Source organism: Ruegeria sp. BC6 (genome assembly GCF_056539185.1).
On record NZ_JBQFUM010000004.1, the window covers coordinates 213,517 to 238,938 of the forward strand.

22 protein-coding genes are annotated in these 25,422 nt (G+C 62.8%); 12 read left to right on the forward strand and 10 right to left on the reverse strand.

All coding sequences use genetic code 11. From position 1 onward, the window contains the following. The first annotated feature begins 6 nt into the window (after positions 1 to 6). From ACR0MM_RS13645 to ACR0MM_RS13675, 7 genes are all read left to right on the forward strand, one after another. A complete protein-coding gene (locus tag ACR0MM_RS13645; RefSeq protein ID WP_480696736.1) occupies positions 7 to 1,155 on the forward strand; it encodes a carbohydrate ABC transporter permease in 1,149 nt (382 codons plus the stop codon). Positions 1,156 to 1,164: 9 nt separating this feature from the next. Next, positions 1,165 to 2,820, forward strand: a complete 1,656-nt coding sequence (locus ACR0MM_RS13650; protein ID WP_480696738.1) for an alpha-amylase family glycosyl hydrolase — start codon at positions 1,165 to 1,167, stop codon at positions 2,818 to 2,820. A 3-nt stretch (positions 2,821 to 2,823) separates the two neighbouring features. Further along, positions 2,824 to 3,906: an ABC transporter ATP-binding protein gene (locus ACR0MM_RS13655; protein ID WP_170441039.1), complete on the forward strand. Its 1,083-nt coding sequence runs from the start codon at positions 2,824 to 2,826 to the stop codon at positions 3,904 to 3,906. 352 nt (positions 3,907 to 4,258) lie between these two features. After that, a complete protein-coding gene (locus ACR0MM_RS13660) occupies positions 4,259 to 5,383 on the forward strand; it encodes an extracellular solute-binding protein (protein WP_480696740.1) in 1,125 nt (374 codons plus the stop codon). Positions 5,384 to 5,507: 124 nt separating this feature from the next. Beyond that, entirely contained in the window at positions 5,508 to 6,620 is a 1,113-nt protein-coding gene (locus tag ACR0MM_RS13665) for an ABC transporter ATP-binding protein (protein ID WP_170341232.1), read from the forward strand. Between the two features lie 12 nt (positions 6,621 to 6,632). Further along, positions 6,633 to 7,553 (forward strand): ABC transporter permease, encoded by a 921-nt coding sequence (locus ACR0MM_RS13670; RefSeq protein WP_170341829.1) that lies wholly within the window; start codon positions 6,633 to 6,635, stop codon positions 7,551 to 7,553. Beyond that, the gene (locus tag ACR0MM_RS13675) at positions 7,550 to 8,806 is read left to right on the forward strand and encodes an ABC transporter permease (RefSeq protein ID WP_480696742.1); all 1,257 of its coding nucleotides are present in this window, start codon (positions 7,550 to 7,552) and stop codon (positions 8,804 to 8,806) included. Before ACR0MM_RS13670 ends, ACR0MM_RS13675 begins: the two co-directional genes overlap by 4 nt. A gap of 42 nt (positions 8,807 to 8,848) precedes the next feature. On the opposite strand, the gene ACR0MM_RS13680 is transcribed toward ACR0MM_RS13675, so the two are convergent. From ACR0MM_RS13680 to ACR0MM_RS13725, 10 genes are all read right to left on the reverse strand, one after another. Then, positions 8,849 to 10,768: a beta-galactosidase gene (locus ACR0MM_RS13680; protein ID WP_480696744.1), complete on the reverse strand. Its 1,920-nt coding sequence runs from the start codon at positions 10,766 to 10,768 to the stop codon at positions 8,849 to 8,851. Then, complete coding sequence (locus ACR0MM_RS13685; RefSeq protein WP_480696746.1) at positions 10,765 to 11,625, reverse strand: SMP-30/gluconolactonase/LRE family protein; 861 nt, start codon at positions 11,623 to 11,625, stop codon at positions 10,765 to 10,767. Before ACR0MM_RS13685 ends, ACR0MM_RS13680 begins: the two co-directional genes overlap by 4 nt. Beyond that, the gene (locus ACR0MM_RS13690; protein WP_480696748.1) at positions 11,622 to 12,227 is read right to left on the reverse strand and encodes a 2-dehydro-3-deoxy-6-phosphogalactonate aldolase; all 606 of its coding nucleotides are present in this window, start codon (positions 12,225 to 12,227) and stop codon (positions 11,622 to 11,624) included. Before ACR0MM_RS13690 ends, ACR0MM_RS13685 begins: the two co-directional genes overlap by 4 nt. After that, entirely contained in the window at positions 12,224 to 13,117 is an 894-nt protein-coding gene (locus tag ACR0MM_RS13695; protein WP_480696750.1) for a 2-dehydro-3-deoxygalactonokinase, read from the reverse strand. Before ACR0MM_RS13695 ends, ACR0MM_RS13690 begins: the two co-directional genes overlap by 4 nt. 4 nt (positions 13,118 to 13,121) lie before the next feature. Then, entirely contained in the window at positions 13,122 to 13,889 is a 768-nt protein-coding gene (locus ACR0MM_RS13700; RefSeq protein ID WP_170341250.1) for an SDR family NAD(P)-dependent oxidoreductase, read from the reverse strand. Beyond that, on the reverse strand, positions 13,889 to 15,595 hold the full coding sequence (locus tag ACR0MM_RS13705; protein WP_170341254.1) for an IlvD/Edd family dehydratase: 1,707 nt from the start codon (positions 15,593 to 15,595) through the stop codon (positions 13,889 to 13,891). Before ACR0MM_RS13705 ends, ACR0MM_RS13700 begins: the two co-directional genes overlap by 1 nt. Before the next feature lie 55 nt (positions 15,596 to 15,650). Continuing rightward, on the reverse strand, positions 15,651 to 16,991 hold the full coding sequence (melA, locus tag ACR0MM_RS13710; RefSeq protein ID WP_480696752.1) for an alpha-galactosidase: 1,341 nt from the start codon (positions 16,989 to 16,991) through the stop codon (positions 15,651 to 15,653). Positions 16,992 to 17,013: 22 nt separating this feature from the next. Further along, complete coding sequence (locus ACR0MM_RS13715) at positions 17,014 to 17,862, reverse strand: carbohydrate ABC transporter permease (protein WP_093963150.1); 849 nt, start codon at positions 17,860 to 17,862, stop codon at positions 17,014 to 17,016. A 1-nt stretch (position 17,863) separates the two neighbouring features. Beyond that, the gene (locus ACR0MM_RS13720; protein WP_480696754.1) at positions 17,864 to 18,787 is read right to left on the reverse strand and encodes a carbohydrate ABC transporter permease; all 924 of its coding nucleotides are present in this window, start codon (positions 18,785 to 18,787) and stop codon (positions 17,864 to 17,866) included. A 91-nt stretch (positions 18,788 to 18,878) separates the two neighbouring features. Then, a complete protein-coding gene (locus tag ACR0MM_RS13725) occupies positions 18,879 to 20,138 on the reverse strand; it encodes an ABC transporter substrate-binding protein (RefSeq protein ID WP_093963148.1) in 1,260 nt (419 codons plus the stop codon). 142 nt (positions 20,139 to 20,280) lie between these two features. On the opposite strand from ACR0MM_RS13725, the gene ACR0MM_RS13730 reads away from it, so the two are divergent. The 5 genes from ACR0MM_RS13730 (at position 20,281) to ACR0MM_RS13750 (ending at position 25,421) form a co-directional block, all read left to right on the forward strand. Continuing rightward, positions 20,281 to 21,075, forward strand: a complete 795-nt coding sequence (locus tag ACR0MM_RS13730) for an IclR family transcriptional regulator (RefSeq protein WP_170369408.1) — start codon at positions 20,281 to 20,283, stop codon at positions 21,073 to 21,075. Further along, positions 21,072 to 22,130 (forward strand): ABC transporter ATP-binding protein, encoded by a 1,059-nt coding sequence (locus ACR0MM_RS13735; RefSeq protein ID WP_170525819.1) that lies wholly within the window; start codon positions 21,072 to 21,074, stop codon positions 22,128 to 22,130. Before ACR0MM_RS13730 ends, ACR0MM_RS13735 begins: the two co-directional genes overlap by 4 nt. Positions 22,131 to 22,300: 170 nt before the next feature. Further along, a complete protein-coding gene (locus ACR0MM_RS13740) occupies positions 22,301 to 23,260 on the forward strand; it encodes a dihydrodipicolinate synthase family protein (protein WP_170525820.1) in 960 nt (319 codons plus the stop codon). After that, complete coding sequence (locus ACR0MM_RS13745; RefSeq protein WP_170525821.1) at positions 23,251 to 24,186, forward strand: 4-hydroxyproline epimerase; 936 nt, start codon at positions 23,251 to 23,253, stop codon at positions 24,184 to 24,186. Before ACR0MM_RS13740 ends, ACR0MM_RS13745 begins: the two co-directional genes overlap by 10 nt. Further along, the gene (locus ACR0MM_RS13750) at positions 24,183 to 25,421 is read left to right on the forward strand and encodes an NAD(P)/FAD-dependent oxidoreductase (protein ID WP_480696757.1); all 1,239 of its coding nucleotides are present in this window, start codon (positions 24,183 to 24,185) and stop codon (positions 25,419 to 25,421) included. The genes ACR0MM_RS13745 and ACR0MM_RS13750 overlap by 4 nt, the downstream gene beginning before the upstream one ends. Position 25,422 lies beyond the last annotated feature (1 nt).

Sequence of the window (25,422 nt, forward strand, 5' to 3'; positions counted from 1 at the left end):
CGCGTCATGAGTGAGATCGCAGGAACCCGCCCGGCGCTCAGATGGGCCGTACATGCCTCGGTTCTGTTTCTGGTGGTGCTGTGGGTGGTGCCCACGCTGGGCCTGTTCATCTCGTCCTTCCGCACGGCGGACCAGATCGCGACCAGCGGCTGGTGGCGGGCGATATTCCCGTCCGAGCAGAACCTGACGTTGCGTAGCGCCGCGCCTGACACCCAGGTGCAGGAAAACGGCCTGTATGTGATCGAGGGCAACCTGTTTGACGCGGGCACCAAAGCACGCATCTCGAAATGGGGCATCAGCTCGCGCGAGATCGATGCGTTTGAACCGGGCCAGACGGCCGAGCTGCGCAAGGGCGGCTCGATCACCGTTCAGGCCAATGGTGACTACCGGATGGAGAACACCCAAGCATTCACCGGCAGCCGTGGGTCGCGCGTCTTCGTGACCGCCGAACTGCCGCCCGAGTTCACGCTGGACAACTACCACAAGGTCCTGCTGGCCGAGGACAGCACTGACAGCATGGCCAAGGCGTTCTTCAACACGTTGACAGTCACGATTCCGGCCACGATCATTCCGATCCTGGTGGCGGCTTTCGCGGCCTATGCGCTGGCCTGGATGGATTTCCCGGGCCGTGCGCTGTTGATCGCCGCGGTGGTCGGTCTGCTGGTGGTTCCCTTGCAGTTGGCGCTGATCCCGCTGCTGAAATTCCACCTGAACATAGGCATCGGCAAAGGGTATCTGGGCGTCTGGCTGGCCCATACCGGCTTTGGCATGCCGCTGGCGATCTATCTTCTGCGCAACTACATGGCCGGGCTGCCCCGCGACCTGATCGAGAATGCGCGGGTCGATGGCGCCACCGAATTTCAAATCTTCACCAAGCTGATCCTGCCGCTGAGCTTTCCGGCGCTGGCCTCGTTCGCCATCTTCCAGTTCCTGTGGACATGGAACGACCTGCTGGTGGCCAAGGTGTTCCTGATCGACGCATCCGGCGAGACTACCGTGATGACCAACAGTATCGTCGAGCTTCTGGGCACCCGTGGCGGCAACTGGGAAATCCTGGCCACGGCCGCATTCGTGTCGATCGCGGTGCCGCTGGTCGTCTTCTTTGCAATGCAGAAATACCTGGTCCGCGGATTGCTGGCCGGTTCAGTCAAATAAGGGCGTGTGATGAACGTGCAGAACAACGTGGACCTCAAGCACTCAACCAAGACGGCGTCCGACTGGTGGCGCGGCGGCGTGATCTATCAGATCTACCCGCGTAGCTTTCAGGACAGCAACGGCGACGGCATCGGAGACCTGCGGGGCATTACCCAGCGGCTGGATTACATCGCTGGTCTGGGGGTTGATGCGATCTGGATCTCGCCCTTCTTCAAGTCGCCGATGAAGGATTTCGGGTACGATGTCAGCGACTATCGCGCCATCGATCCGATGTTCGGCACGATGGAGGATTTCCAGACGTTGCTGGACCGCGCCCATGGTCTGGGTCTGCGGGTGATGATCGACCTGGTTCTGTCGCATACCTCGGACCAGCATCCGTGGTTCGTCGAAAGCCGCAGCAACCGCGAAAACCCCAAGGCCGACTGGTATGTCTGGGCCGACCCCAAGCCTGACGGGACCCCGCCCAACAACTGGCTGTCGATCTTCGGCGGCTCGGCCTGGCAGTGGGATACGCGCCGGCAGCAGTATTACCTGCACAACTTCCTGACCTCGCAGCCGGACCTGAATTTCCACAACCCCGATGTTCAGGACGCGCTGCTGGACGTGGCGCGGTTCTGGCTGGACATGGGCGTTGACGGGTTCCGACTGGACACGATCAACTTCTACTTCCACGACGCGCAACTGCGCGACAACCCGGCGCTGCTGCTGGATCAGCGCAACGCAACCATCGCGCCGATGGTCAACCCCTACAACCATCAGGACCACCTGTATTCCAAGAGCCAGCCCGAAAACATCGCCTTCCTGGAACGGCTGCGCGCCCTGACCGATCAATATGACGGTCGCGCCTGTCTGGGCGAGGTGGGCGACGCACAGCGCGGGCTTGAGATCATGGGCGAATACACCCGTGGCGACAAGCGTATGCACATGTGCTATGCCTTTGAATTTCTGGAAAAACGCCGCCTGACGGCAGAATACACCAAGCATGTGTTCGACCAGCTCCTGTCCAAGGCCGGCGACGCCTGGCCGTGCTGGGCGTTCTCCAACCACGACGTGCAGCGCCACGCCTCGCGCTGGGATCTGGATGAGGCCGGCATCCGGCAGCACGCGGTTCTGATGATGTGCCTGCGCGGCTCGGCCTGCCTGTATCAGGGCGAAGAGCTGGGCTTGCCCGAGGCCGACGTGCCCTTTGAGCACCTGCAGGACCCCTATGGCATCGAGTTCTGGCCTGAATACAAGGGCCGCGACGGCTGCCGCACGCCCATGGTCTGGGCTGCGCAGGACGAACAGTCGGGCTTTACCACCGGTGCGCCCTGGCTGCCCGTCAGCACCCCGCAGGCCGAGCGCGCCGTGGACCGGATGGACGCCGACCCGCAGTCGGTGCTGAACCACTATCGTCGTGCCATCGCCTTGCGCCATGAATATCCGGCGCTGATGTCGGGCACCCAGTCCAACATGCGCGAAACCGGCCCGATCCTCAGCTTCCTGCGTGAGGATGACACCCAGCAGGTGTTCGGTGCTTTCAATCTGGGCGATGTCGCCGCCAAAATCGACCTGCCCGAAGGCAACTGGCGCTGCATCGGCCAGGATTTGGGCGCCGTCGAGGCGCAGGGCTGCGCCACGCTGGCGCCGTCGCAATTCTGCCTGATGGTCCGAGAGAAAGGGTAACCCATGTCCGAGCTCAAGCTGACCGATGTCGCCAAGACCTATGGCAATGTCGATGTCCTGAAGGACATCAACCTCGAGATCGAGCGCGGCGAGTTGATCGTGTTCGTCGGCCCCTCGGGCTGCGGCAAGTCCACCCTGCTGCGGATGATCGCGGGGCTGGAACGCATTTCGGGCGGGACGCTGGAGATCGAAGGGCAGGTGATGAACGACGTGCCCCCGGCACAGCGCGGCATCGCCATGGTGTTCCAAAGCTATGCGCTGTATCCGCACATGACCGTGCGCGAGAACATGGCCTTTGCCCTGAAGATCGCCAAGATGCCCGCCGATCAGATCGACGCGGCGGTGAACCGCGCGGCGCAAATCCTGCAGCTGGAACCGTTTCTGGACCGGTTGCCCAAGGCTCTATCGGGCGGTCAGCGTCAGCGGGTGGCCATCGGTCGGGCCATCGTGCGCGACCCCAAGGTCTATCTGTTCGACGAGCCGCTGTCGAACCTGGATGCCGCGCTGCGGGTGGCCACGCGGATCGAGATCGCGCGCCTGAAAGAGGCGATGCCCGACAGCACGATGATCTATGTCACCCACGACCAGGTCGAGGCAATGACCCTGGCCAGCCGGATCGTGGTTCTGGCCAACAAGGGTATCGCGCAGGTCGGCACGCCGCTGGAACTGTACGAGACGCCTGACAATGAATTCGTGGCCCAGTTCATCGGCTCGCCCGCCATGAACCTGCTGCCGGGCACGATCACCGGCACCGGTGCCACCACGACCGTCGCGCTGGACTGTGGCGGCACGGCAGTTTCGGCCATCCCGACCCAGGACGCCGACGCCGGCAAGAAGGTCAACGTGGGTGTGCGCCCCGAGGATCTGGTGGTCGCCGACGGTGACCCCATCCTGACCGGGACCGTGGACTTTACCGAAGCATTGGGCGAGGTGACGTTGCTCTATTTCGCGAAAGCCCCCGGCGCCGAGTCGGTGATCGGCAAACTGCCGGGCATCCATCGTGGCTTGCGTGGCCAGACGGTTTCGGTGACTGCCGCGCCGGAGAAGATCCACCTGTTCCATGACGGCCGGTCAATGCGCAAATAGCTCCGACCGTGTCGTGATTCTGGTCTGAATTTGTCGCAATTCGATTTTTGCGGCTGAAATGATGCGCATCGATTAGGCGGATGCGCAAAAAAATTCGCGTGATCTCCCTGTGTGACATGAGGCCAGTTCCGATGCGCCGTTAGGTATCGTCGGCCCTTTTGATATATGATCCTCGCGCGAATTCCCGCAGAGTCGCGCGCTGTTTGGGCGGGCTCCGGGCTTGGGCTTCCAAGGGAACTGGACCTAAGAATTTCGCAAACTGTCACTTTTTGGACTGACGGGGCGATCGCAAAACTCTAACGTGACGCACGGATAAAAAACAAAACTCAGTCCAAACACGGGAGAAACACGAATGACCAAATCGTCAAACTTCAGCCGTCGTACGGTGTTGAAAGGGGCCGGAGCAGCTGCGCTGGCGGCACCTCTGTACAGCAAAAGCGCCCTGGCATCTTCGGGCGAAGTCAACATCCTGATGTGGTCGGATTACCTGCCGCCCAGCTTCATCGAAGAGTTCGAAACCCTGACCGGGATCAAGGTGAACTACACCGGAATTGGCTCGAACGAAGAGATCATCAACAAGATGAAGGCCACCAAGGGCCAGGGCTTTGATATCGTTTCGCCGACCAACAACCGGTCGCTGCAGTGGGAGCCGCTGGAGCTTCTGCAGCCGTTCGACATGAACAGGATTCCGATCGACAAGGTCAACCCGGCGATGGCCAAGATCGGTACCGATGCCTGGAACTTTGGTGACAGCGGCGCGCACTGGCTGCCGCATATCTGGGGTACCGAAGGCATTGCCTATCGCACTGACCTGTGGCTGCCCGAGGGCGACGCCCCGTCCTATGGTGACGTCTGGTCGGAAGAAAACGCCGGCAAGACCATGGGTCGCGCGCATTCGATGATGCTGGGCGCGGGTCTGTACATGGAGCGCATCGGCGAGATGGAGCCCGGCTCGGTCTGGGCCGCATATGGCGACGAAGACACCATGCGCAAGGTCTGGGGTCAGATCACCGACTGGTGTATCGCCCGCAAGGACCGGATCAAACTGATCTGGAACGATGCCGACACCCAGAAGAACGGCCTGCTGAACGAAGGGGTTGTCGTCGGACAGACTTGGGATGGTCCGCCGCTGGCACTGAAATCCGCTGGCGAACCGGTGCACTACCAGGCTCCGGTCGAGGGTGCGATGGCTTGGGTCGACGGCATGTCGATGCCGACCGGCGCAACCAATATCGACCAGGTCTACGCCTTCATCGACTTCGCCTATCAGGCCAAGCCGGCCGGTGTCGCGATCGACAGCCACGGCTACAACTCGCCTGTTCTGGGTGCCGACCAGTATTCGGGCGACACCTACAAGAAGAACTTTGCCGAGGCCTATCCGGGCGACTCGCTGGCCAACCTGAACCCGTGGCCTGCCGAAGCACCTTGGTACGCCGAGACCCGGACCGAGTTCGTCAACAAGTTCAAGAGCGCCTGATCGCCTTGAGATCGCGCCCCTCGCGTTTTCGCGCGGGGCGCCTTTGGACCCCGCACGCGTTTGCCCCGCGTGACGGACAACGATGCGGTGCGGCCTGAGGCTGCATCACAGGGAGATACCAAAAATGAGTGCAGGGATCGGAGTTGATCTGGAAAACCTGTGGATCCGCTTTGGCGACTTTGTCGCTGTGCGAGATGCGAACGTGAACATCAACGGGGGCGATTTCTTTTCGTTTCTGGGGCCTTCGGGTTGCGGCAAGACAACGATCCTGCGCGCGGTGTCCGGGTTCCTGGAGCCCAGCGAAGGCAATGTGCTGATCGGTGGAAAGAATATGAAGGGCATCGGGCCGAACAAGCGCCCGACCGCGTTGATCTTCCAGAACCTTGCGCTGTTTCCGCTGATGAAGGTCTGGGAGAACATTACCTTTTCGATGGAGATCAAGGGCGCCAGCGCCGCCGAGCGCCGCAAACGCGCGGATGAGCTGCTGGACATGATCGCGCTGCCGGGCCAGGGCGACAAGCTGCCCAGCGAATTGTCAGGCGGCCAGCGCCAGCGTGTCGCCATCGCGCGGGCCCTGTGCGCCGAACCGGACGTGCTGCTGTTGGACGAACCGCTATCGGCGCTGGACCTCAAGTTGCGCCAGCATATGCGCACCGAACTGCGTGAGATCCAGCAGCGTGTGGGCATCACCTTCATCTATATCACCCATGACCAGGGCGAGGCCCTGACCATGTCTGACAACATCGCCGTGATGCGCGCTGGCGTGATCGACCAGATCGCCGACGGCAAGACCATCTACAACGACCCGACAACCGCTTTTGCCGCCTCGTTCGTGGGCGAGAACAATGTCTTCCGCGGCAAGGTCAAAAGAGTGATGGGCGAAGAGGCCCTGATCTCGACCAACCGGTCCGGCGATCTGGTGGCGCGGATATCGACCGCCAATCAGGGCAAGTTGGCCGAAGGTGACGACGCCATGATGTTCATCCGACCCGAGGCGTTCTCGATTGCACCCGAGGGGACGAGCGGCGATCACTTCGTCACGGCACGGGTGACCCACGAGGAATTCGAAGGCAACGTCTTCAATATCTTCACCGAAGGAGAGGGCGGCAAGGAGATCAAGGTCTCGATCCCGAACCACGGGCAGTCGTTCAAAGATCACACCGGTCAGAACATCACGCTGGAATACGAAACCCGCAACGCGGTCGTCGTTCCGGCGGGTGAGCTGGCTGCGGAATAAGGAGGCCCGACGATGCCTGGCTTCCTCAGGGACTTCTTCAACCGCAACGGCTTCGGTATGGGGCTCGCGATTCTGGGACTTGTCCTGTTCTGGACGATCGGCCTGATCATCCTGCCGCAGCTGTCGATGCTGGACTTTTCCTTCCGTCCGAACCTGCCGCCCCCGGAAATCGGCGGCCCCAAGGACGTGTACACGCTGGAGAACTACAAATACCTGATCTACGGCCCGGAAGGCGGCAGCCAGTCCTACAACGCCGTTGATCTGCGTGTGTTCTTCCGGACGTTGATCGCCGCGGTCTGCGTGACGATCTTCAACCTGATCATTTGCTATCCGATTGCCTATTACCTGGGTCAGTCCAAGGGCAATCACATTCGTATCTTCGCGATCATGCTGATCATCCCCTATTGGATCAACGAGATCCTGCGTGCCTTTGCGCTGCGCATCATCTTCGGAGAAACCGGCGTTCTGAACACGCTGTTCGTCGGATTGGGGATCTGGGACACGCCGTTCGATTTCATCCGCAACGACATCGCGCTCTATGCGGGCCTCGGCTACGCGTACATCCTCCTGATGATCTTCCCGATGTACAACGTCATCGAAAGCCTGGATGGAAACCAGATCGAAGCGGCGCGCGACTTGGGCGCTCCGTGGTGGCGGATCCACTGGAGGGTGGTCATTCCCTATGCCAAGCCTGGCATCAGTTCCGGCTGTACGATGGTGTTCATGCTGTCGGCCGGTGCGCTGGCCGCACCGCAAATCCTGGGTGGGCCGTCCAGTCTGTGGTTCACGCAGCTGATCTATCAGCAGTTCAATGACAACAACGACTGGCCACAAGGCGCAGCCTACGCCATCGTTCTGCTGGTCACCTGTATCCTGTTCGTGTTGGCAATGATGCGCCTGTTCAAGGTGAACATGGGGGATATCGGGAAATGAACATGTCCTTCCTCCGTATCAGCATCTGGGTCTATCTGGCGATCTTCTTCGCCTACCTGCTGGGTCCCCTGGTGATCATGTCGATCACCGCCTTCAACTCGTCCGGTTTCCCGCGCATGAGCCCGTGGGAATGCCTGACCTTCCAGTGGTTCGGCGAGTTGTTTCAGGACCAACGCATCCTGAACGGCATCAAGAACTCGTTGATCATCGGCGCGGGAACCGTGGTTCTGTCGGTGGCGATGGGCTTGGCCGGAGCGCTGATGTTGACCCAAATCTGGCCCAAGCTGCGCGCCACCTACTACACGATCATCATCGCACCGATCCTGATCCCGGGCGTTGTTCTGGGTATCTCGACGCTGGTCTTCTGGGACCGGATCAACCGGATGCTGGGGCTGGGCGCCGACAGCTTTTTGTCGAACGGTATTTTCCTGACCGTGATTGGCCAATCTACCTTCATCGCCAGCTATTGCATGTTGGTTCTGGTGGCCCGGCTGCAGCGATATGACCTGGCGCTGACCGAGGCGGCACTGGACCTTGGTGCAACGCATGCACAGGCGTTTCGCAAGATCCTGCTCCCGTTCATGCGCCCGGCGATTGCTTCGGCGGCGGTGCTGGCGTTTCTTGCCTCGTTCGAGAACTACAACACCACCACCTTCACGTTCGGCGAATATCCGACACTGACAATCGAATTGGCTCAGAAGGTGCGCTACGGCATTACACCTGCGATTTCGGCGCTGGCCTTTATCATCGTGGCGCTGACCGTGTTCTTCGCCCTGTTGAACGAAGCCAAGTTGAAGCGTCAGGAACTGGTCGCCGCCGCGCGCAAGGAAGCCACGGTCGAGGAGCTGGCAGGCAAGATCAAACTACCCAGCTTTTTCTCGGGGAACATGGCGGCCGTGCTGCTGGTCATGTTTGCCGTGGCAACGATCACTGTCGTCGGGACGGCCATGGCCTACAACCCAGCCCAGTGCATCGCGGACGTCAAGGAAGAAAAGCGTCTGGAAGCCGAGCAGCGCATTCAGGAATTGCGCAAGCAACGCGAGGAGCAGCGCAAGCAGCGCGAGGCCGAGCAAGGCGACGCTCAGCAATCCACGCCCAAACCGTCGAACAACAGCGGTTTTGGCAATGTGTTCGCTCCGAACACATTGGGTGGTCAGGACGACGAAAGCTCAGCCGAGCCTGAAGATCAGCCTTCGGGCAACAGTGGGTTCGGCAACGTCTTCGATCCAAACAGTCTGAAGACCGACGAGTAGGAAGAAGCGCCTACCAGAGCACCACATCCGCCCGGTTCAGGTTCATTTCTTGCCGGGCGGATTGTGTTTCAGGATGGCGACTCCGCAGGCAGCGATGCTGTGGCCGTTCCAATCCACCGGTGTGGCGTTGTAGTTGATCAGGAAGTCATGGGTCGCGGTCTCGCGCCGCCGCAGGCCGGGCGGCATCGGGTGCAGGGTCAGCCCGACCTTCTGCGCGGCCATCTCAACGATCCGGTCCCACAGGTCTTCGTCCGGGAAGCCGGCCAGATACCAAAGCTGGTCACCGCCCTTGAGCGCCGGGGTTCCGTCCGCAAAGATCAACAGATCGGGCGCGTTGCCGGTCAGCCGCTCGACCCAGTGTTGCGCGGCACCGCCGTCCTGAACCGGGCGGGTGATCTCGGGCGGTAGGGATTCCACCAGCGCCACGTCGCAGTCCAACGCCTGCAGGCCGGGGCGGCCTTGGGCCGGGATCTGGAAATCAGCCGTGATTGCTCCGGCGCGCGGGCCCAGAACCGTCAGTTTGGCCGCTGCCCGCAGGCGGTCGGCCAGCGCGTCGTCCAGCGTGGCCAGTCCGGGGGCGAGGATCAGATCATAGTCGGCGTCGTCCATGCCCGTGGCCGGAACGACGTCGACCGACAGCCCGGCGCGGCGCAGGGCGCAATAGGCGGAAAACACCAGCCGGAAATAGTTGAACCCCGCGCCCTGCGGCTGGGTCGCCCAGGCCCAATCCGACGGGTAGTCGAACAGGATGGCCAGCCGCGCCTGCACCGGTTCGACCGGTCCCAGCGCGGCCAGTTCTTCGGCCGTCTGCTGCGCCTCGGCCAGACCTGGGGCGGGGCGGTTGTTCGGCGTCAGCAAGCCCGCGTGCATCTGTTCCTGCGCAAAAGGCGCCTGCCGCCAGCGGAAATAGCTGACCACCTCGGCCCCGTGGGCCACGGCCTCGAGCGACCAGAGCCGCACCATGCCTGGCAGGGGGGCCGGATTGTAGGGCGCCCAGTTCACCGGTCCGGGCTGTTGTTCCATAACCCACCAGCGGCCGCACCCGACGGCGCGGTACAGATCGTGGTGAAAGGCCTGCATGTCCGGGTCGCCCTGCTGCAGAAAGGCCGCCTTGTGCGCCGCGTCGGCCTCGAGCCGGTCGGACAGGAACCCGATCGGGTAGCTGTCCCAGGTGGCGATATCCAGATCGGCGCCCACTTCGAAATGGTCGAAATCCAGAATCCGGCCCATGTAGTTGTGCAGCAGCGGCGCATCGGTCAGGGGCCGCAGCGCCTGAACCTGGGCCCGGTTGAAGGCCGCCACCTGATCCGAGCTGAACCGGCGGAAGGCCAGCACATGCGCGGGGTTGGGTTCGGTCACGGTCAGGTTGGGCAGGTCGATCTGATCGAAATCACTGTATTCCATCGACCAGAACACGTTGCCCCAGGCCGCGTTCAGCGCCTCAATCGAGCCATAGCGTTCGGCCAGCCAGCGGCGGAAGGCCTTCCGGGCAGGCTCGCCGTAGCTGACGGTGGTGTCGTGGCAACCATATTCATTGTCGATCTGCCAGGCGGCCACATGCGGGTTGCGGCCATAACGTTCGCCCATGATCCGGGCGATGCGGACGCATTCCTCGATATATCCGGGATGGCTGAAACAGTAGTGACGGCGTGAGCCGAACTTCCGCGGCTGCCCGTTTTCATCTACCGCCAGCATGTCCGGGTGCCGGTCCAGCATCCAGCGCGGCGGCGTGGCGGTTGGGGTTCCAAGCACCACTTTCAGCCCGGCTGCACCAAGGGTTTCGATGGCCTGGTCCAGCCAGTCGAATGTCAGCCGGCCCGGTTCCGGCTCCATCCGGCTCCATCCGAATTCGCCGATCCGGACCCAGCGCAGACCGGCCTCGGCCATGCGCGCGGCATCTTCGGCCCACATCGACAGGGGCCAATGTTCGGGGTAATAGCAAACGCCAAGTTCGGGGTTCATAGGATGACTCTGTGTTCTGCCTGACCTTGGCCCGCGTTTTCGGCGGCAAAGGTCATTCCGTTGGTGGGGTGCGACGCGATGGTGTCCTCATCCAGCCCCTCACGGGCCGAGGTGCAGAACAGCGTCGTCAGATCCGGCCCGCCGAAAGCGGGGCACGAGGTATGGGCCGCCGCGAATGGCACCGCGCGCAGAAAGGTTCCGCCGGCGTCATAGGCCGCAACCTGCGCCGCGCCCCATTGTGCAAGCCACAGATTGCCCGCGGCATCGACGACCGCGCCATCGGGGTTCAGCCCCTCGGCGCGCAGGTCCAGAAGCACCGCGCTGTCGCCCTCGGGCCAGCCGGTTTCTGGGTTCAGACCCCAGCGCCGCACCTGCCCGGTGGCCGTGTCGCAGAAATAGGCGCAGGACCGGTCGGGCGCGAAACAGATCGCGTTCGAGATGGTCACGTCCGGAACCAGCTGCCGCAGCTCACCCCGCCAAAAACGATAGATCGCCCCCGCGCCCGGTTCCGCGCGCTTGCCCATGGTGCCGATCCAGAAACCGCCCCACGGATCAGCCCGCCCGTCATTCGAGCGGGTCACCGGGTTGTCGGCCTCGAGCGCGACGATGCGGTCCTTGTGACCGGTCTCAAGCCCGAACCGCCACAGTCCAGTTTCCGACGCGATCTGCAGCGTGTCGCGGTCGATCCATCCTGCGGCCGAGACGTGCTCGGCGAAATCCCAGCTTTGCGGTCCATTCGCGTCGCGGGTCATCAGGCGCTTGTTGACGATGTCGAACCAGAACAGCTGTTGCCGTTCGGGGTGCCACAGCGGGCCTTCGCCCAACGCGCACGGGCGGTCGTCAAAGACCTGGCTCATCGCGCGGCCTCGTCAAAGGCGGCGACGATCTGGCGGGCGTTTTCGGCGATCTGGTCCACGGACATGCCGGGTTTGAACAGGGCCGAGCCGATGCCGAAACCGTCGGCCCCGGCCTTGAGCCAGTCGCCGAAATTCTCGGGCCCCGCGCCGCCCACGGCATAAACCTGCGTGCCCTTGGGCAGGATCGGGCGCATGGCCGCCAGCCCCACCGGTCCGGCCATCACCCCGGGAAACAGTTTCAGCCCGGTGGCTCCGGCGCGCAGGGCGGTGAAGGCTTCGGTCGGGGTATAGACTCCGGGCCAGCTTTGCAGGCCCAGATCCACCGTGCGCACGATCACCTCGGCATCGCAATTGGGCGACACGATCAGCTTGCCACCCACGGCGGCCACCTGCTCGACTTCGTCCACGGTCAGGACGGTTCCGGCCCCGACCAGCGCGCGGTCGCCGATCGAACGGGCCAGACTGCCAATGCTGTCCAGCGGGTCGGGCGAGTTCAGCGGCACTTCGATCCGGTCGATGCCGGCATCCAGAATGGCCTGGCCGACGGCCTCGGCCTGCGCGGGGTCAAGCCCGCGCAGAATGGCGATGATGGGGCGGCTCATGCGGTTTGCCTCGTGAGGGTGCGGGCCTGCAGCAGACCGGCCAGCGTGGCCTGGGTCGCGTCGGCGGTTTCGACGAACGCGCCCTGTTGCTGCAGCGCGTTGGCATAGATGTTCGACAGGGCCTCGGCCCCGATAATGGCCAGTTGCTGGCCCAGCCAATAGGGGCGGGTGGCGGCCAGTTCGGCACCGATCAGGGCACCGGACAGGCGGGCGCGGGCGGTGGCCGGATCCTGCCCGTGCAGCAGATCGGCCGCGCGCAGCCCGAACAGCCGCCCGGCCAGTTGCTCGGGCTTGGACAGCGTGTCGGCCACGGCCGTGGCAAAGGCGTCGTCGTCCCAGCCTTCGCCCACCGAGTGTTTCAGCACCGAGTGTTGTCCCAGCAGATCGAACAGTTCACCCGTCATGAAGGTGCGGAAGCTGACGACCTCGCCGGCGCTGACCTGCACCCATTTGGTGTGGGTGCCGGGCAGGCAGATCACGCCATCCCAATGCGGGCGCGTGGACAGGTAGCCGGCGATCTGGGTTTCCTCGCCGCGCATCACGTCGGCGGGATCGCCCTGTTTCAGGCCGGGTACCACGAAGGCGCGGATGCGTGGATCGGTGCCGGGCACGCGCACCGGAACGGTCGAGATCGGCTTGGCCGGCACCGCCACATAGGGCGCCTCGACCCAGCCTTGCCGGGCACCGACCATGCCGCAGGCGATCACGTCGACGGGCGCCACGCCAAGCCAGCCCTGGACCAGCGTGAGCAGCGCGTCCTGGAACTGATCCCGGCCCAGCGTTGCCATGCCCCGGTCGCATTGGGCGTGGTCCAGCACCGTGTCGCCCTGCATCGCCCAGGCGCGCAGATGCGAGGTGCCCCAGTCTACTGCGATCCACTCGGTGTTCATGTCCTCACCCCGTTGTGACCACGCCGCCATCGACGACCATGCATTGCCCGGTCATGGCGCGGCTGGCAGTCGATGCCAGGAACAGCGTCGGCGCGATCATGTCGTCCGGGCTCAGATGTTCCTTCAGGCACTGTCGATCCATATGCGCGGCCAGATCCTCGGGCGTGGCCCACATGTCCAGTTGTTTCTGCGTCAGCACCCAGCCGGGCGCCAGCGCGTTGACGCGGATGTTCTTCGACCCCAGCTCGCGCGCGAGCGAGCGGGTCATGCCGGTGATTCCGGCGTTGGCCGTCGTATAGATCGGATAGCCCGCATTGCCCATCATGTAGCTGATCGAGCTGAAGTTGATGATCGACCCGCCGGTCTCGGCCATCTGGCGCGCGGCCTGCTGGCAGGCAAAGTAATAGGCCTTGAGGTTGACCTCGATCATCCAATCCCAGAACTCGGTCGTGGTTTCCTCGAGGCTGTGGCGCTTGTCGTTTGCGGCATTGTTGACCAGCACGTTCAGCGGACCGTGGGCCTCGGCAGCCTTGGTCATTGTTTCGTGCAGCAGCGCGGTGTCGGTCATGTCGCCCTGCAGGAACAAGGGCGCGCGGCCGTGTTTGGCGCGCATCTCTTCGACGAATGCGCTGGCGTCGGACCGGCCGATGAAGGCGACCTTTGCGCCCTGGGCCAGGAACCCGTCTGTCAGGGCCGCGCCCACGCCCGACCCGCCGCCGGTGATGAAGACGGACGCGCCGTCGAGGTCATGGAAGGTTGCTGGCTGGGTCATCAATGGCTCTCTCTGGTCACAAGGCGGGTGTCCTTGCCCACCAGGAAATCAAGGTCAGCGCCGCGGTCGGCCTGAAGGACATGGTCGATATACAGTTTGGCATAGCCGCGGGTGTAATGCGGGTCGTCGGGCTGCCAATCCGCGCGGCGGGCGGCCAGTTCCTGTTCGTCGACCAGCAGTTCCAGCTCGCCCTTGCTGGCCGAGACGCGGATGCGATCACCGGTTTTCACCAGCGCCAGAGGACCGCCCGCCTGCGCCTCGGGGCTGACATGCAGGATCACGGTGCCGAAGGCGGTGCCCGACATGCGTGCGTCGGAAATGCGGATCATGTCACGTACGCCCTGTTTCACCAGTTTGGCGGGGATCGGCATGTTGCCGACCTCGGGCATGCCCGGATAGCCCTTGGGCCCGCAGCCTTTGAGCACCAGTATGGTCTCGGGCGTCACAGGCAGGTCGTCGCGGTCGATATTGGCCTTCAGGTCCTCGATGCTGTCGAAGACATAGGCCTCACCTTCCGTCTCCAGCAGGCTGTCTGTGGCGGCCGAGGGTTTCACGATGGCCCCGTTCGGCGCCAGGTTGCCGCGCAGAACGCGCAGCCCGGCGGCCGGTTTCACCGGATCGTCAAAGGCGTGGATCACGTCACGGTTGAAGCATTCCGCGCCCTCATAGTGGGCCGAGATGTCCTTGTTCAGAACGGTGCGGGCCGGGCGCAGATGCGATTTCAGCTCGGACAGGACCACCGGCATCCCGCCGGCATAGCAGAAATCTTCCATCAGGTATTTTCCCGAGGGCATGCAGTTGACCAGCAGCGGAATGTCCGAGCCGATCTCGAAATCCTGCAGGGTCAGGTCCACGCCCACCCGGCCGGCCAGCGCCAGCAGGTGCACCACGGCGTTGGTGGACCCACCCACCGCGGCATTGGCCAGAATGGCGTTCTCAAACGCCGCCTTGGTCAGGATGTCCGAGGGTTTGAGGTCCTCGTCCACCATTTCGACGATGCGTTTGCCGGTCATGTGCGCCAGCGCCATCCGGCGGGCATCGACGGCGGGCAGGGCGGCGTTTGTGGGCAGGCTCATGCCCATCGCCTCGACCAGCGACGCCATGGTCGAGGCCGTGCCCATGGTCATGCACACGCCCTTGGACCGGCTCATGCCGGATTCGGCGTTCATGAAATCCTGCAAGGTCATCTCTCCGGCGCGCACGGCTTCCGAGAACTTCCAGACATCGGTGCCCGAGCCGATATCCTGACCGCGATACTTGCCGTTCAGCATCGGCCCCGAGCTGACCACGATGGTGGGCAGATCGACCGAGGCCGCGCCCATCAGCTGGCCGGGCGTGGTCTTGTCGCAGCCGCCCAGCAGCACCACGCCGTCAATGCCATAGGCGCGGATCGATTCCTCGACATCCATGGCCAGCAGGTTGCGGAACAGCATGGCGGTGGGCTTCATCTGGGTTTCGCCCAGCGACATCACCGGGAATTCGACCGGAAAGCCTCCGGCCTCCCACACGCCGCGCTTGACGCCTTCGGCGAGGTCGCGCAGGCCCGAGTTGCACGGCGTCAGTTCCGACCATGTGTTGCAGATGCCGATGATCGGGCGTCCGTCGAACGCATGATCGGGAAAGCCCTGGTTCTTCATCCACGACCGATGGATGAACCCGTCCTTGTCGAGCTTGCCGTACCAGTGCTGTGAGCGGCGTTTCTTCATGTCTTTGTTTCTTTTTCGTATTGGGTCGTGGTTTTCTTGTGTGTTTGCCGGATGATCAGGCCGCGCGGGCCGGACGGCACCAATCCGGCAGCCAGTCGGCATGGGCGGTCAGCAGGTCACTTACCAGGCTGCGGATCTGGCGCAGGTCCAGTTCGGCGGCGGTGTGCGGGTCCATCATGGCGGCGTGGTAGATGTGTTCGGGGTTTTCCTCGACCAGGGCGCGCACGGTCAGTTCCTGCACGTTGATCTGGCTGCGCATCAGGGCGACCAGCTGCGGCGGGATGCCGGTCACGACCGAGGGCTGCACGCCGTTGCTGTCGACCAGACAGGGCGTTTCGACCGCCGCGCCCAGCGGCAGCTGCGGGATCTGCCCGGTATTGGGCAGGTTGCCATAGGCGACATAGGGCGTGTCGGTGACGATTGCGTTCATAAGGTCGGCGGCGAATTCGTGGCTGCGGATCACTTCGATGTCGCGCCCGTCGATCAGGGTCTTGGCCTGTTCCTTCCAATTCGCGACCTGCTCCTCGCAACGGGTGGGGTATTCGTCCAGCGGGATCTGGAACTGGTCGATCAAGTCCTGACGCCCGTCCTTGATGAACCACGGGACATACTCGGCCAGGTGTTCCGAGCTTTCGGTGCAGAAATAGCCCAGGTGATCCATCACCTCGTACCGCACCTTGTTCGGACAGCGCGGCATCAGCAGCGGCGCCTTGGGCAATTGGCCCGCGTGATAGCCAAGGCGCAGCGCCGGATACAGGTCGCGGCCCTGATGTTCCAGCCGCAGGAAAAACGCCACATGGTTCACGCCCGCAACGCGATAGCGGATTTCATCCTTGGGCAGGTCCAGGTCATGGGCCAGCTCCTCGACCGTGTTCTGGACCGAGTGGCACAGCCCAACATGTTTCAGTGCCGGGAAACGTTCGGCCAGCGCCCAGGTGTTGATGGCCATCGGGTTGACGTATTGCAGCAGCGTGGCATTCGGGCACAGCTGCGCCATGTCCCGGGCCACATCCCACAGGACGGGCACGGTGCGCAGGCCGCGCATGATGCCGCCCACGCCCAGCGTGTCGGCGATGGTCTGGCGCAGGCCATATTGCTTGGGGATCTCGAAATCGGTGACGGTGCAGGGTTTGTAGCCGCCGATCTGGAAGGCGGTGATGACGAAATCGGCCCCGTCCAGCGCCGCGCGGCGGTCGGTATGGGTGGACACGGTCGCGCCGGTCCCGACCGAGCGGATCATGGCGCGCGCGACGCTTTCGCTCTCGGCCAGACGCTCGGGGTCGATGTCCATCAGGGCAAAATGGCTGTCGGCCAGCGACGGGGTCAGCAGGGCATCGCCCACGATATTTTGCATGAAAATCGTGGAACCTGCACCGATGAAGGTGATCTTGGTCATGACTGTAAACCTTGACTAGGCGTTATTTTACGGCACCGAGGGTCAGACCCGCGATGAAGTGTTTCTGCATCAGAAAGAACATGGCCACCGGCGGCAGGGCCGCGACGATCGAGCCGGCACTCATCAAGTGATACGCTGCGCGGAACTGCGCGTTGAAGCTGGTGATGCCGGCGGTGACGGGTTGGCTCTCGGCCCCCTGGGTCAGCACGACGGCCCAGAAATAGTCATTCCAGATGAAGGTGAAGATCAGAACGCTGAGCGCGGCGATTGCGGGTTTCATCAGCGGCAGGACCACGTACCAGAAGATGCGCCATTCGCTGATGCCCTCGACCCGGGCGGCCTCGATCAACTCAAAGGGCAGGGCGCGGATGAAGTTGCGCATGAACAGGGTGCAGAACCCCGTCTGGAACGCAATGTGGAACAGTACCAGCCCGGTTTTCGTATTGTAGAGCCCCAAGTCCAGCGTCAGGTCGCGCACCGGCACCATCAGGATCTGGAAGGGTACGAAGTTGCCGGCCACGAACATGAAGAAAATCCACAGGTTCGACTTGAACTTGTAAATCCCCAGCGCGAACCCGGTCATGCAGCTGAGCGCCACCGCGCCGATCACCGTGGGAACCGTGATCAGGAACGAGTTCAGCAGATAGCGCGGCATGTCCGAGTTGAAGAACACCTGACCATAATTCCGTGCGCCTTCAAAGCTGGAGGGCAGGCCCCAGTAGTTGGCGTTGGTGAAATCCGCCTCGGGCTTGATGGAAAACAGGGCCACCGCCAGCAGCGGGCCGAGCCACAGCAGAAGAGCGACCGGCAGCATCGCCTGATAGGAAATCTGCGCCGCGCGGGGTTGTTTTTCGATCGGTTTGGGAAACATCTCAGTGCCCCTTTTCTTCGCGGTACATCGACCACAGGAAGTAGGCGATGAAGCACAGCATGATCAGGAACAGGATCACGGCGATGGCCGCGCCATAGCCCATGCGGAACCCGTACTCCGACAGGGCGACTTCGAACATGTAATAGGCCAGCACGCGGCTTGACCCGAACGGCCCGCCCTGTGTCATGATCGAGATCAGGTCGAACGAGCGCAGCGCGCCGATGATGGTCACCACGAAGGCGATGAAGGTCGCCGGGCGCAGCTGCGGCAGGATGATATGCCACAGCATCCGCCCGCCCTTGGCGCCGTCCAGCCGGCCGGCCTCGATCTGTTCGGGGTCCACGGCGTTCAGGCCGGTCAGATACAGGATCATGCAATAGGCGGTCTGCGGCCAGAGGCCCGCGAAAATGATGCCGTAGGTTACGAAGCGTTCGTCACCCAGGACGTTCAGCGGACCCAACCCGACCAAGCCCAAAAGCTCGTTCAGCAGCCCGAAAGTGGGGTCGTAGAACCAGGTGAAGACCAGCCCGACAACGACCTGGCTGATGACGAAGGGAAAGAAGAACAGGGATTTGTACAACCGGATTCCCCAGACCGTCTGGTTGAGGAACAGCGCGATGAACAGGCCTGCCGGGATTGCCAGCAGGTACATGATCAGCCAGATCAGGTTGTTCTTCAGCGAGACATAGAAGGCGTCACGATCGACCCATTCCCAATACAGGTCCTCATAGTTGCGCATACCGACATATTCGGCCGCGCCCAGCCCGTCCCATTCGTAAAGCGACAGGTTGAAGGACTGGAATACGGGGATGATCACGTAGACCATGAAGAACAGCACGCCCGGAGCCAGAAACAGCCAGGGTGCGATACGTTGCTGATTTCTGTGGAACCAGCTTTCGTGTTCGGTGGCGTCGACAGCGGTCATGGGCAATCCCGGTTTGGAATGGGCAGGACGGGATCGTGCCCGTCCTGCGTTTGGCTATGGTGTGGCCGGGGTTGCCCCGGCCACCACCCGATCAGTTGTCGTAGATGCGCTGACGTGCGCGTTCCAGCTTGGCCAGGATGCTGTCCAGGTTGTCCGGCTTGACCATGAATTCCTGGAAGCCTTCCATCGACACTTTGGCCATTTCCGCCGGTGCGTCGCGGTCCCAGAACTGGGCGACGCCGCCGGGGCTGTTGGTCGACAGCATCTTGAAGCCTTCCTGCAGGAACTTGTCGTCGTCCACCGAGGATTTGGCGTTGACGGGCAGTTGTCCGAGGTTCTTGCCGTTGTTGATTTCGGTCTGCTCGTCAGCCGAAACGACAAAACGCAGGAACTCGCGCGCGGCTTCTTTGTTCGACGCGTTGGCCGGGATGTGGAACGTGTCGGTCGGCGCATCTTCGGCCAGCTCGACATCGGGGTTGATCGCGACGAACTGGTAGAAGTCCAACTGGTCGTCTGTCAGACCGGCCTCGCGCAGCGGAGCCACCGCGAAGTTGCCCATCAGATAGGCCGCTGCATCACCCTGAACCATGAAGGGCAGGGCCTCTTGCCAGCTGTAGGTCTGGTGGTTGTCGATGAACGCACCCATGTCGATCAGCTGCTTCCAGTTGGCGAAGGTCTGCTTGACCCGGTCGTCTTCCCAGCTGACTTCACCATTGGCCAGTTGCTGGTGGAAGTCGAAGCCGTTGGTGCGCATGTTCAGGTAGTCGAACCAGCCGCCAGCAGTCCACAGGAACTTGGTGCCGATGGTATAGCAGGCGCGACCCGAGTCGACGATCTTCTGGCAGTTGGCCAGCTCTTCTTCCCAGGTGGTCGGCTCGGACAGGCCCAGCTCGTCAAAGATGTCTTTGCGGTAGTAGACGCCCCACTGATAGTAGGTGTAGGGCACGCCCCACTGCTTGCCGTCGATGGTCATCGCGCCCTTGGTCGAGGCCAGGTTTTCGGCGATTTCCGGCTCGGCCCACAGGTCCGATACATCTTCGAACAGTCCGGCCTCGACATAAGGTTTCATGCGGTTGGCCGCGTACCAGGTCGCGACGTCGGGCGTGTCCGCCGTCAGGAAGTTGCGGATCTGGGTCTTGTACGCCTCACGGTCGATGACCGTGGTCTCGATCTCCAGACCCGGGTGCTGTGCCGCGAAACGCTCGATCATCGCTTCCATCGTCGCGCGCGGCGCCGGATTCGATGTGTCGAGGAAGATTCGCAGCTCGCCGGTCAGTTCTGCCGAAACGGGCGCTGCAAGTGCCACACTGGCCGCCAGAGCCGCCGCAGTGCGCTTGAACATGGAATGCATGGTTTCCTCCCTTAGCTTCCATTTTGTGGTTCCAAATAGTGAAACCAAGTTTTATATATTGAAAACTACACATCGAATCGGCTAGGCTTGTCAATACCCTCGCGGCCCGTCCGCAAGGGGAAGTGGAGGAGAAATCAGACCCGTGGCAGGTGACGGAACCATCGGCAAGGCATGTGACGTGCTGGAACAGGTCGCGGCGTTCGGCCGGCCTGTGCGGTTTGCCGAATTGCTGGAAAGCAGCAGCTTTCCCAAGGCGTCCCTGTACCGGTTTCTGCAGTCGCTGACCAATCAGGGCATGTTGTCTTACGACCCAGACCGGCAGACCTATTCGCCCGGCCTGCGGCTGGTGCGGCTGGCGCATTCGGCCTGGACGCAAAGCTCGCTCGCGCCGATCGCGCGGCCGATCCTGGATGCGCTCAGCCTGGAAACCGGCGAGACGGTGCACCTCGCGCAGCTGGATTCGAGCCAAGTTCTGTATGTGGACAAGCGCAATGCCAAGAACCCGGTCGAAATGTATTCCGAGGCCGGAAAAGTTGGCCCGGCTTATTGCACCGGTGTGGGAAAGGCGATGCTCGCCTTTCTGGATGATGACCGGCTGGACAAGGCGATCTCGCAGCAAAGCTTTCACCGCTTTACCGACAAGACGCTGACCTCGGAGGAGGTGCTGCGGGCGGATTTGGCCCGGATCCGCGAACGGGGGTTCGCCATGGATGATGAAGAGCACGAGCCCGGCATCATCTGCGTGGCCTGTCCGATCCTGACATCGGGCGGGCGGGTGCTGGGGGCGATCTCGATTACCGGATCGACCCAGCGCATGGATTTCGACCAGTTGAAGAAATGGGTCCCTCGGGTTCGGCGATCGGCCGACCAGATCGGGGCTGAAGCCGAAGCATGGCGGTTCCCCGAGGGCCGCAAGGACAGGATGCAAGCATCATGACAGGCGTTACCCTGAAGGGCGCAATCAAGCGTTATGGCCAGACCCAGGTCATTCACGGCATTGATCTGGAAATCGAGGACGGCGAGTTCTGCGTTTTCGTCGGGCCGTCGGGCTGTGGCAAATCCACCCTGTTGCGGATGATCGCCGGGCTGGAGGAAACCACCGAGGGCGAAATCCGTATCGGTCAGCGCGATGTGACCCACATGGACCCGGCCAAGCGCGGTGTCGCGATGGTGTTCCAGACCTATGCCTTGTATCCGCACATGTCCGTGGCCGAGAACATGGGCTTTGGTCTGCGCATGAACGGTGTGCCCAAGGCCGAGATCGACAAGAAGGTGGCCGAAGCGTCGGAAATCCTGAAACTGGACCAGTATCTCAAGCGCAAGCCCAAGGCTTTGTCGGGGGGGCAGCGTCAGCGGGTCGCCATCGGCCGGGCCATCGTCCGCGGCCCCGAGGTTTTCTTGTTTGACGAGCCGCTGTCGAACCTCGATGCCGAGTTGCGCGTAGAAATGCGGGTCGAAATCGCCCGACTGCACCAGGAGATCGGCGCGACGATGATCTACGTCACCCACGACCAGGTCGAGGCGATGACCATGGCCGACAAGATCGTAGTGCTGCGCGATGGTCGGATCGAGCAGGTCGGCGCTCCGATGGATCTGTATCGCGACCCCGACAACCGGTTCGTGGCGGGGTTCATCGGCTCGCCCGCAATGAACTTTCTGGAATGCGATGTCGTTGATGGAACGGTGCGTCACCCCGCTCTGACGGACTCGATCCCCGTCACCAATGGCGTGCCGACCGATGCCAGGAAGGTGATCCTGGGGATCCGTCCGGAACATATTGCCGTGGATCGATCCGGCGACACCTGTACTGTCGATCTGACCGAGGCGCTTGGCGGCGTCTCCTACAGTTATTTGCTGACGCCCAACGGCGACAAGCTGATCGTCGAAGAGCGGGACGACCAGCGCAGCAAAACGGGCGAACGGATCGGAATCTCGGTTCGGCCCGAACGCGCCATGCTGTTTGACCCGGAAAGCGGGATGCGGTTGCGCTGAACCGTTGTTCAATTGGAAAATGTAAACGCGCCGGGCCCTCTGCCTGGCGCGTTTTCCTTTTGCCAGACGAATCCTATGGATTTTGGATACAAAATCCGATACTGCGGGGTTGAGACAGGAAATCTGACCGCCCGGCGATGGACGCGGGCAACTTGGAAAGGATCGGCCACATGTCACCCGACGTCTTTACCGGCACCATGCCCGCGCTCATGACCCCTTGTACGCCCGACCGTCAGCCCGACTTTGACGCCTTGGTGCGAAAGGGTCAGCAGATGATCGAGGCGGGCATGTCTGCGGTGGTCTATTGCGGGTCGATGGGCGACTGGCCGCTGCTGACCGACGCACAGCGGATGGAAGGGGTCGAGCGGTTGATCGGCGCGGGCGTGCCCGTGGTGGTTGGCACCGGGGCGGTCAACACGCAATCCGCCGTAGGGCATGCAGCGCATGCGCAAAAGGTAGGTGCAGCGGGGCTGATGGTTATCCCGCGGGTCCTGTCGCGTGGCAGTTCCGTCACGGCGCAGCGCAACCATTTCAAGGCCATCCTGTCGGCGGCACCGGGTATTCCGGCGGTCATCTACAACAGTCCGTATTACGGGTTCGCCACCCGCGCCGACCTCTTCTTTGCGCTACGGGCCGAGCACTCCAATCTGGTGGGCTTCAAGGAATTCGGTGGCAAGGACGATCTACGCTATGCGGCTGAGAACATCACCAGCCGCGATGACCAGGTGACGCTGATGGTGGGGGTCGATACGGCGGTCTATCATGGCATCGTCAATTGTGGCGCAACTGGCGCGATCACCGGCATCGGCAACGTACTGCCCAAAGAGGTTCTGCTGCTGACCGCTTTGTCGAAAAAAGCGGCTACTGGCAATACCGAGGCCCGCCAGCGCGCGCAGGAGTTGACAGAGGCCATCCACGTGCTGTCCAGTTTCGATGAAGGCCCTGATCTGGTTCTGTACTACAAGCGCCTTCTGGTGCTGAACGGCGAGGATGAATACCGCTTGCACTTCAACGAAACTGACGCGCTGACCGATGCGCAGCGCAACTATTGCGAACAGCAGTACGGCTTGTTCCGCGCCTGGTTTGCAGACTGGTCAAAGCAAGGCGGGGTGATTGCCACGTGCATGTGATCGACAGCCATACCGGCGGAGAGCCCACGCGCGTGATTCTGGACGGCGCGCCCGATCTGGGCAGCGGTCCTCTGTCCGAGCGCGCAGGGCTTTTGGCGACCCAGCACCGCCGGTTCTGGCGCTCGATCATGCTGGAGCCGCGCGGTCAACCAGCTATGGTGGGGGCGCTGCTGGTGCCTCCAGTCGATCCGTCCTGCGTGACCGGGGTGATCTATTTCGACGTGGATGCGGTGCTTGGCATGTGCGGGCATGGCACGATCGGGTTGACCGTGACGCTGGCTCATCTGGGGCGGATCGGTGTTGGCATCCACCGGATCGAAACGCCCGCAGGGGTGGTCTCGGTGGAGCTGCAAGATCCCAACACAGTGACAGTAACCAACATCGAAAGCCGGCGGGTGCATCAGGCCGTGACGATCGAGGTTCCGGATTTCGGGCCGGTGACAGGTGATGTGGCCTATGGCGGCAATTGGTTCTTTATCGTCGATCCCAGCCCGGTGCCGGTCGAGCCCGCGAATATCCGGCAACTGACCGATCTGGGCGTCGCCATTCGACAGGCCTCGGTCGCGCAGGGCGTGGGCGGCGAAGCGGGCGAGCCGATCGATCATGTGATCTTTCAGGAGGCCGCGCCGGACCCTGACGTGCACAGCCGAAACTTCGTTCTGTGCCCCGATGACGCCTATGACCGCTCGCCCTGCGGCACGGGCAGTTCGGCGCGGTTGGCCTGTCTGGCGGCCGACGGGCGCTTGGCGCCGGGTGAAGAAATCGTGCAGGCTAGCGTCATCGGCAGCCCCTATCGGCTGTCCTATCAGCCGGGTCCGAACGGCGGGGTGATCCCCTCGATCACCGGTCAGGCTTTCGTGATGGCCGAAAGCCGTTTGATTTTTGATCCCGCCGATCCATTCCGTTCGGGTATAGAGATCACATGAAGAAAGATGTCATCGTCATAGGTGCCGGCGTCGTTGGTATCAGCGCGGCGCTGGAATTGCAGCGTCGGGGTTACACGGTTCAGATACTGGACCGCGAAGGCGTGGCCGCGGGCAGTTCGGCGGGAAATGCCGGGGCGTTCGCCTTCCCTGAGGTCGAACCTCTGGCCACGCCGGGGATCATGAAAAAGGCCCCGAAATGGCTGCTCGATCCGTTGGGGCCGCTGTCGATCCCGCCCGCCTATGCCCTGCAGATCGCGCCGTGGATGTGGCGGTTCTGGCGGGCCAGCCGCCCCAGCCGGTACCAGGCGCTGGTCGCCGCGCAGGCCAACCTGATGCGCCTGTGCCAGGCCGCGACCGAACGGCAGATCGCCGATACGGGTGGCGAGGCGATGATGCAGCGCGACGGGCAGTTGCAGTTGTACGAAAGCGCGGCCGAGTTCCGCGCCGCCTTGCCCACGTGGGAGTTGCGTCGCCGGCATGGCATCGCCTTCGATCTGCTGGAAAGCCCCGAAGCGATCGCCGAGATCCAGCCCGGGCTCAGCCCGCGTTTTACCCATGCCGGGTTCACGCCACACTGGTGGAATACCGTCGATCCCAAACGCTGGGTCGAGCATCTGGCACAGGTGTTTCGCGACCGTGGCGGGGTGATCGAAACGCGCCCCGTACGCGCGCTGGAGCTGTCGGACACGGGCGTCTGGGTGCGCTTCGACCAGGGTGCGGCGGATGCCAGCAAGGTGGTCGTGGCCGCGGGCGCGTGGTCGCACAACCTCACCCGAACGGTGGGCGATCTGATCCCGCTCGAAACCGAGCGGGGCTACAACACGACCCTGCCGCCGGGCGCGTTCGACCTGCGGCTGCACCTGGCGTTCTCGCGTCATGCCTTCGTGGCCAGCAAGATCAACGGTGGTGTGCGCATCGGTGGTGCGGTCGAACTGGGCGGGCTTGACCTGCCGCCCAATTTCAAACGCGGCGATACCTTGCTGAACAAGGCGCGCCAGTTCCTGCCGGGGTTGAAGACCGAAGGCGGGACGCAGTGGATGGGGTTCCGCCCCTCGCTGCCCGACAGCATTCCGGTGATCGGGCGGTCTTCGAAATCGCCGAACCTCGTCTATGCTTTCGGGCACGGCCATCTGGGCCTGACCCAGTCGGCCGGCACCGCCGAACTGGTGGGCGCACTGGTCGACGGCACCGATCCGGCCATCCCGGTCGACCCCTTCGCCGCCACCCGGTTCTGAG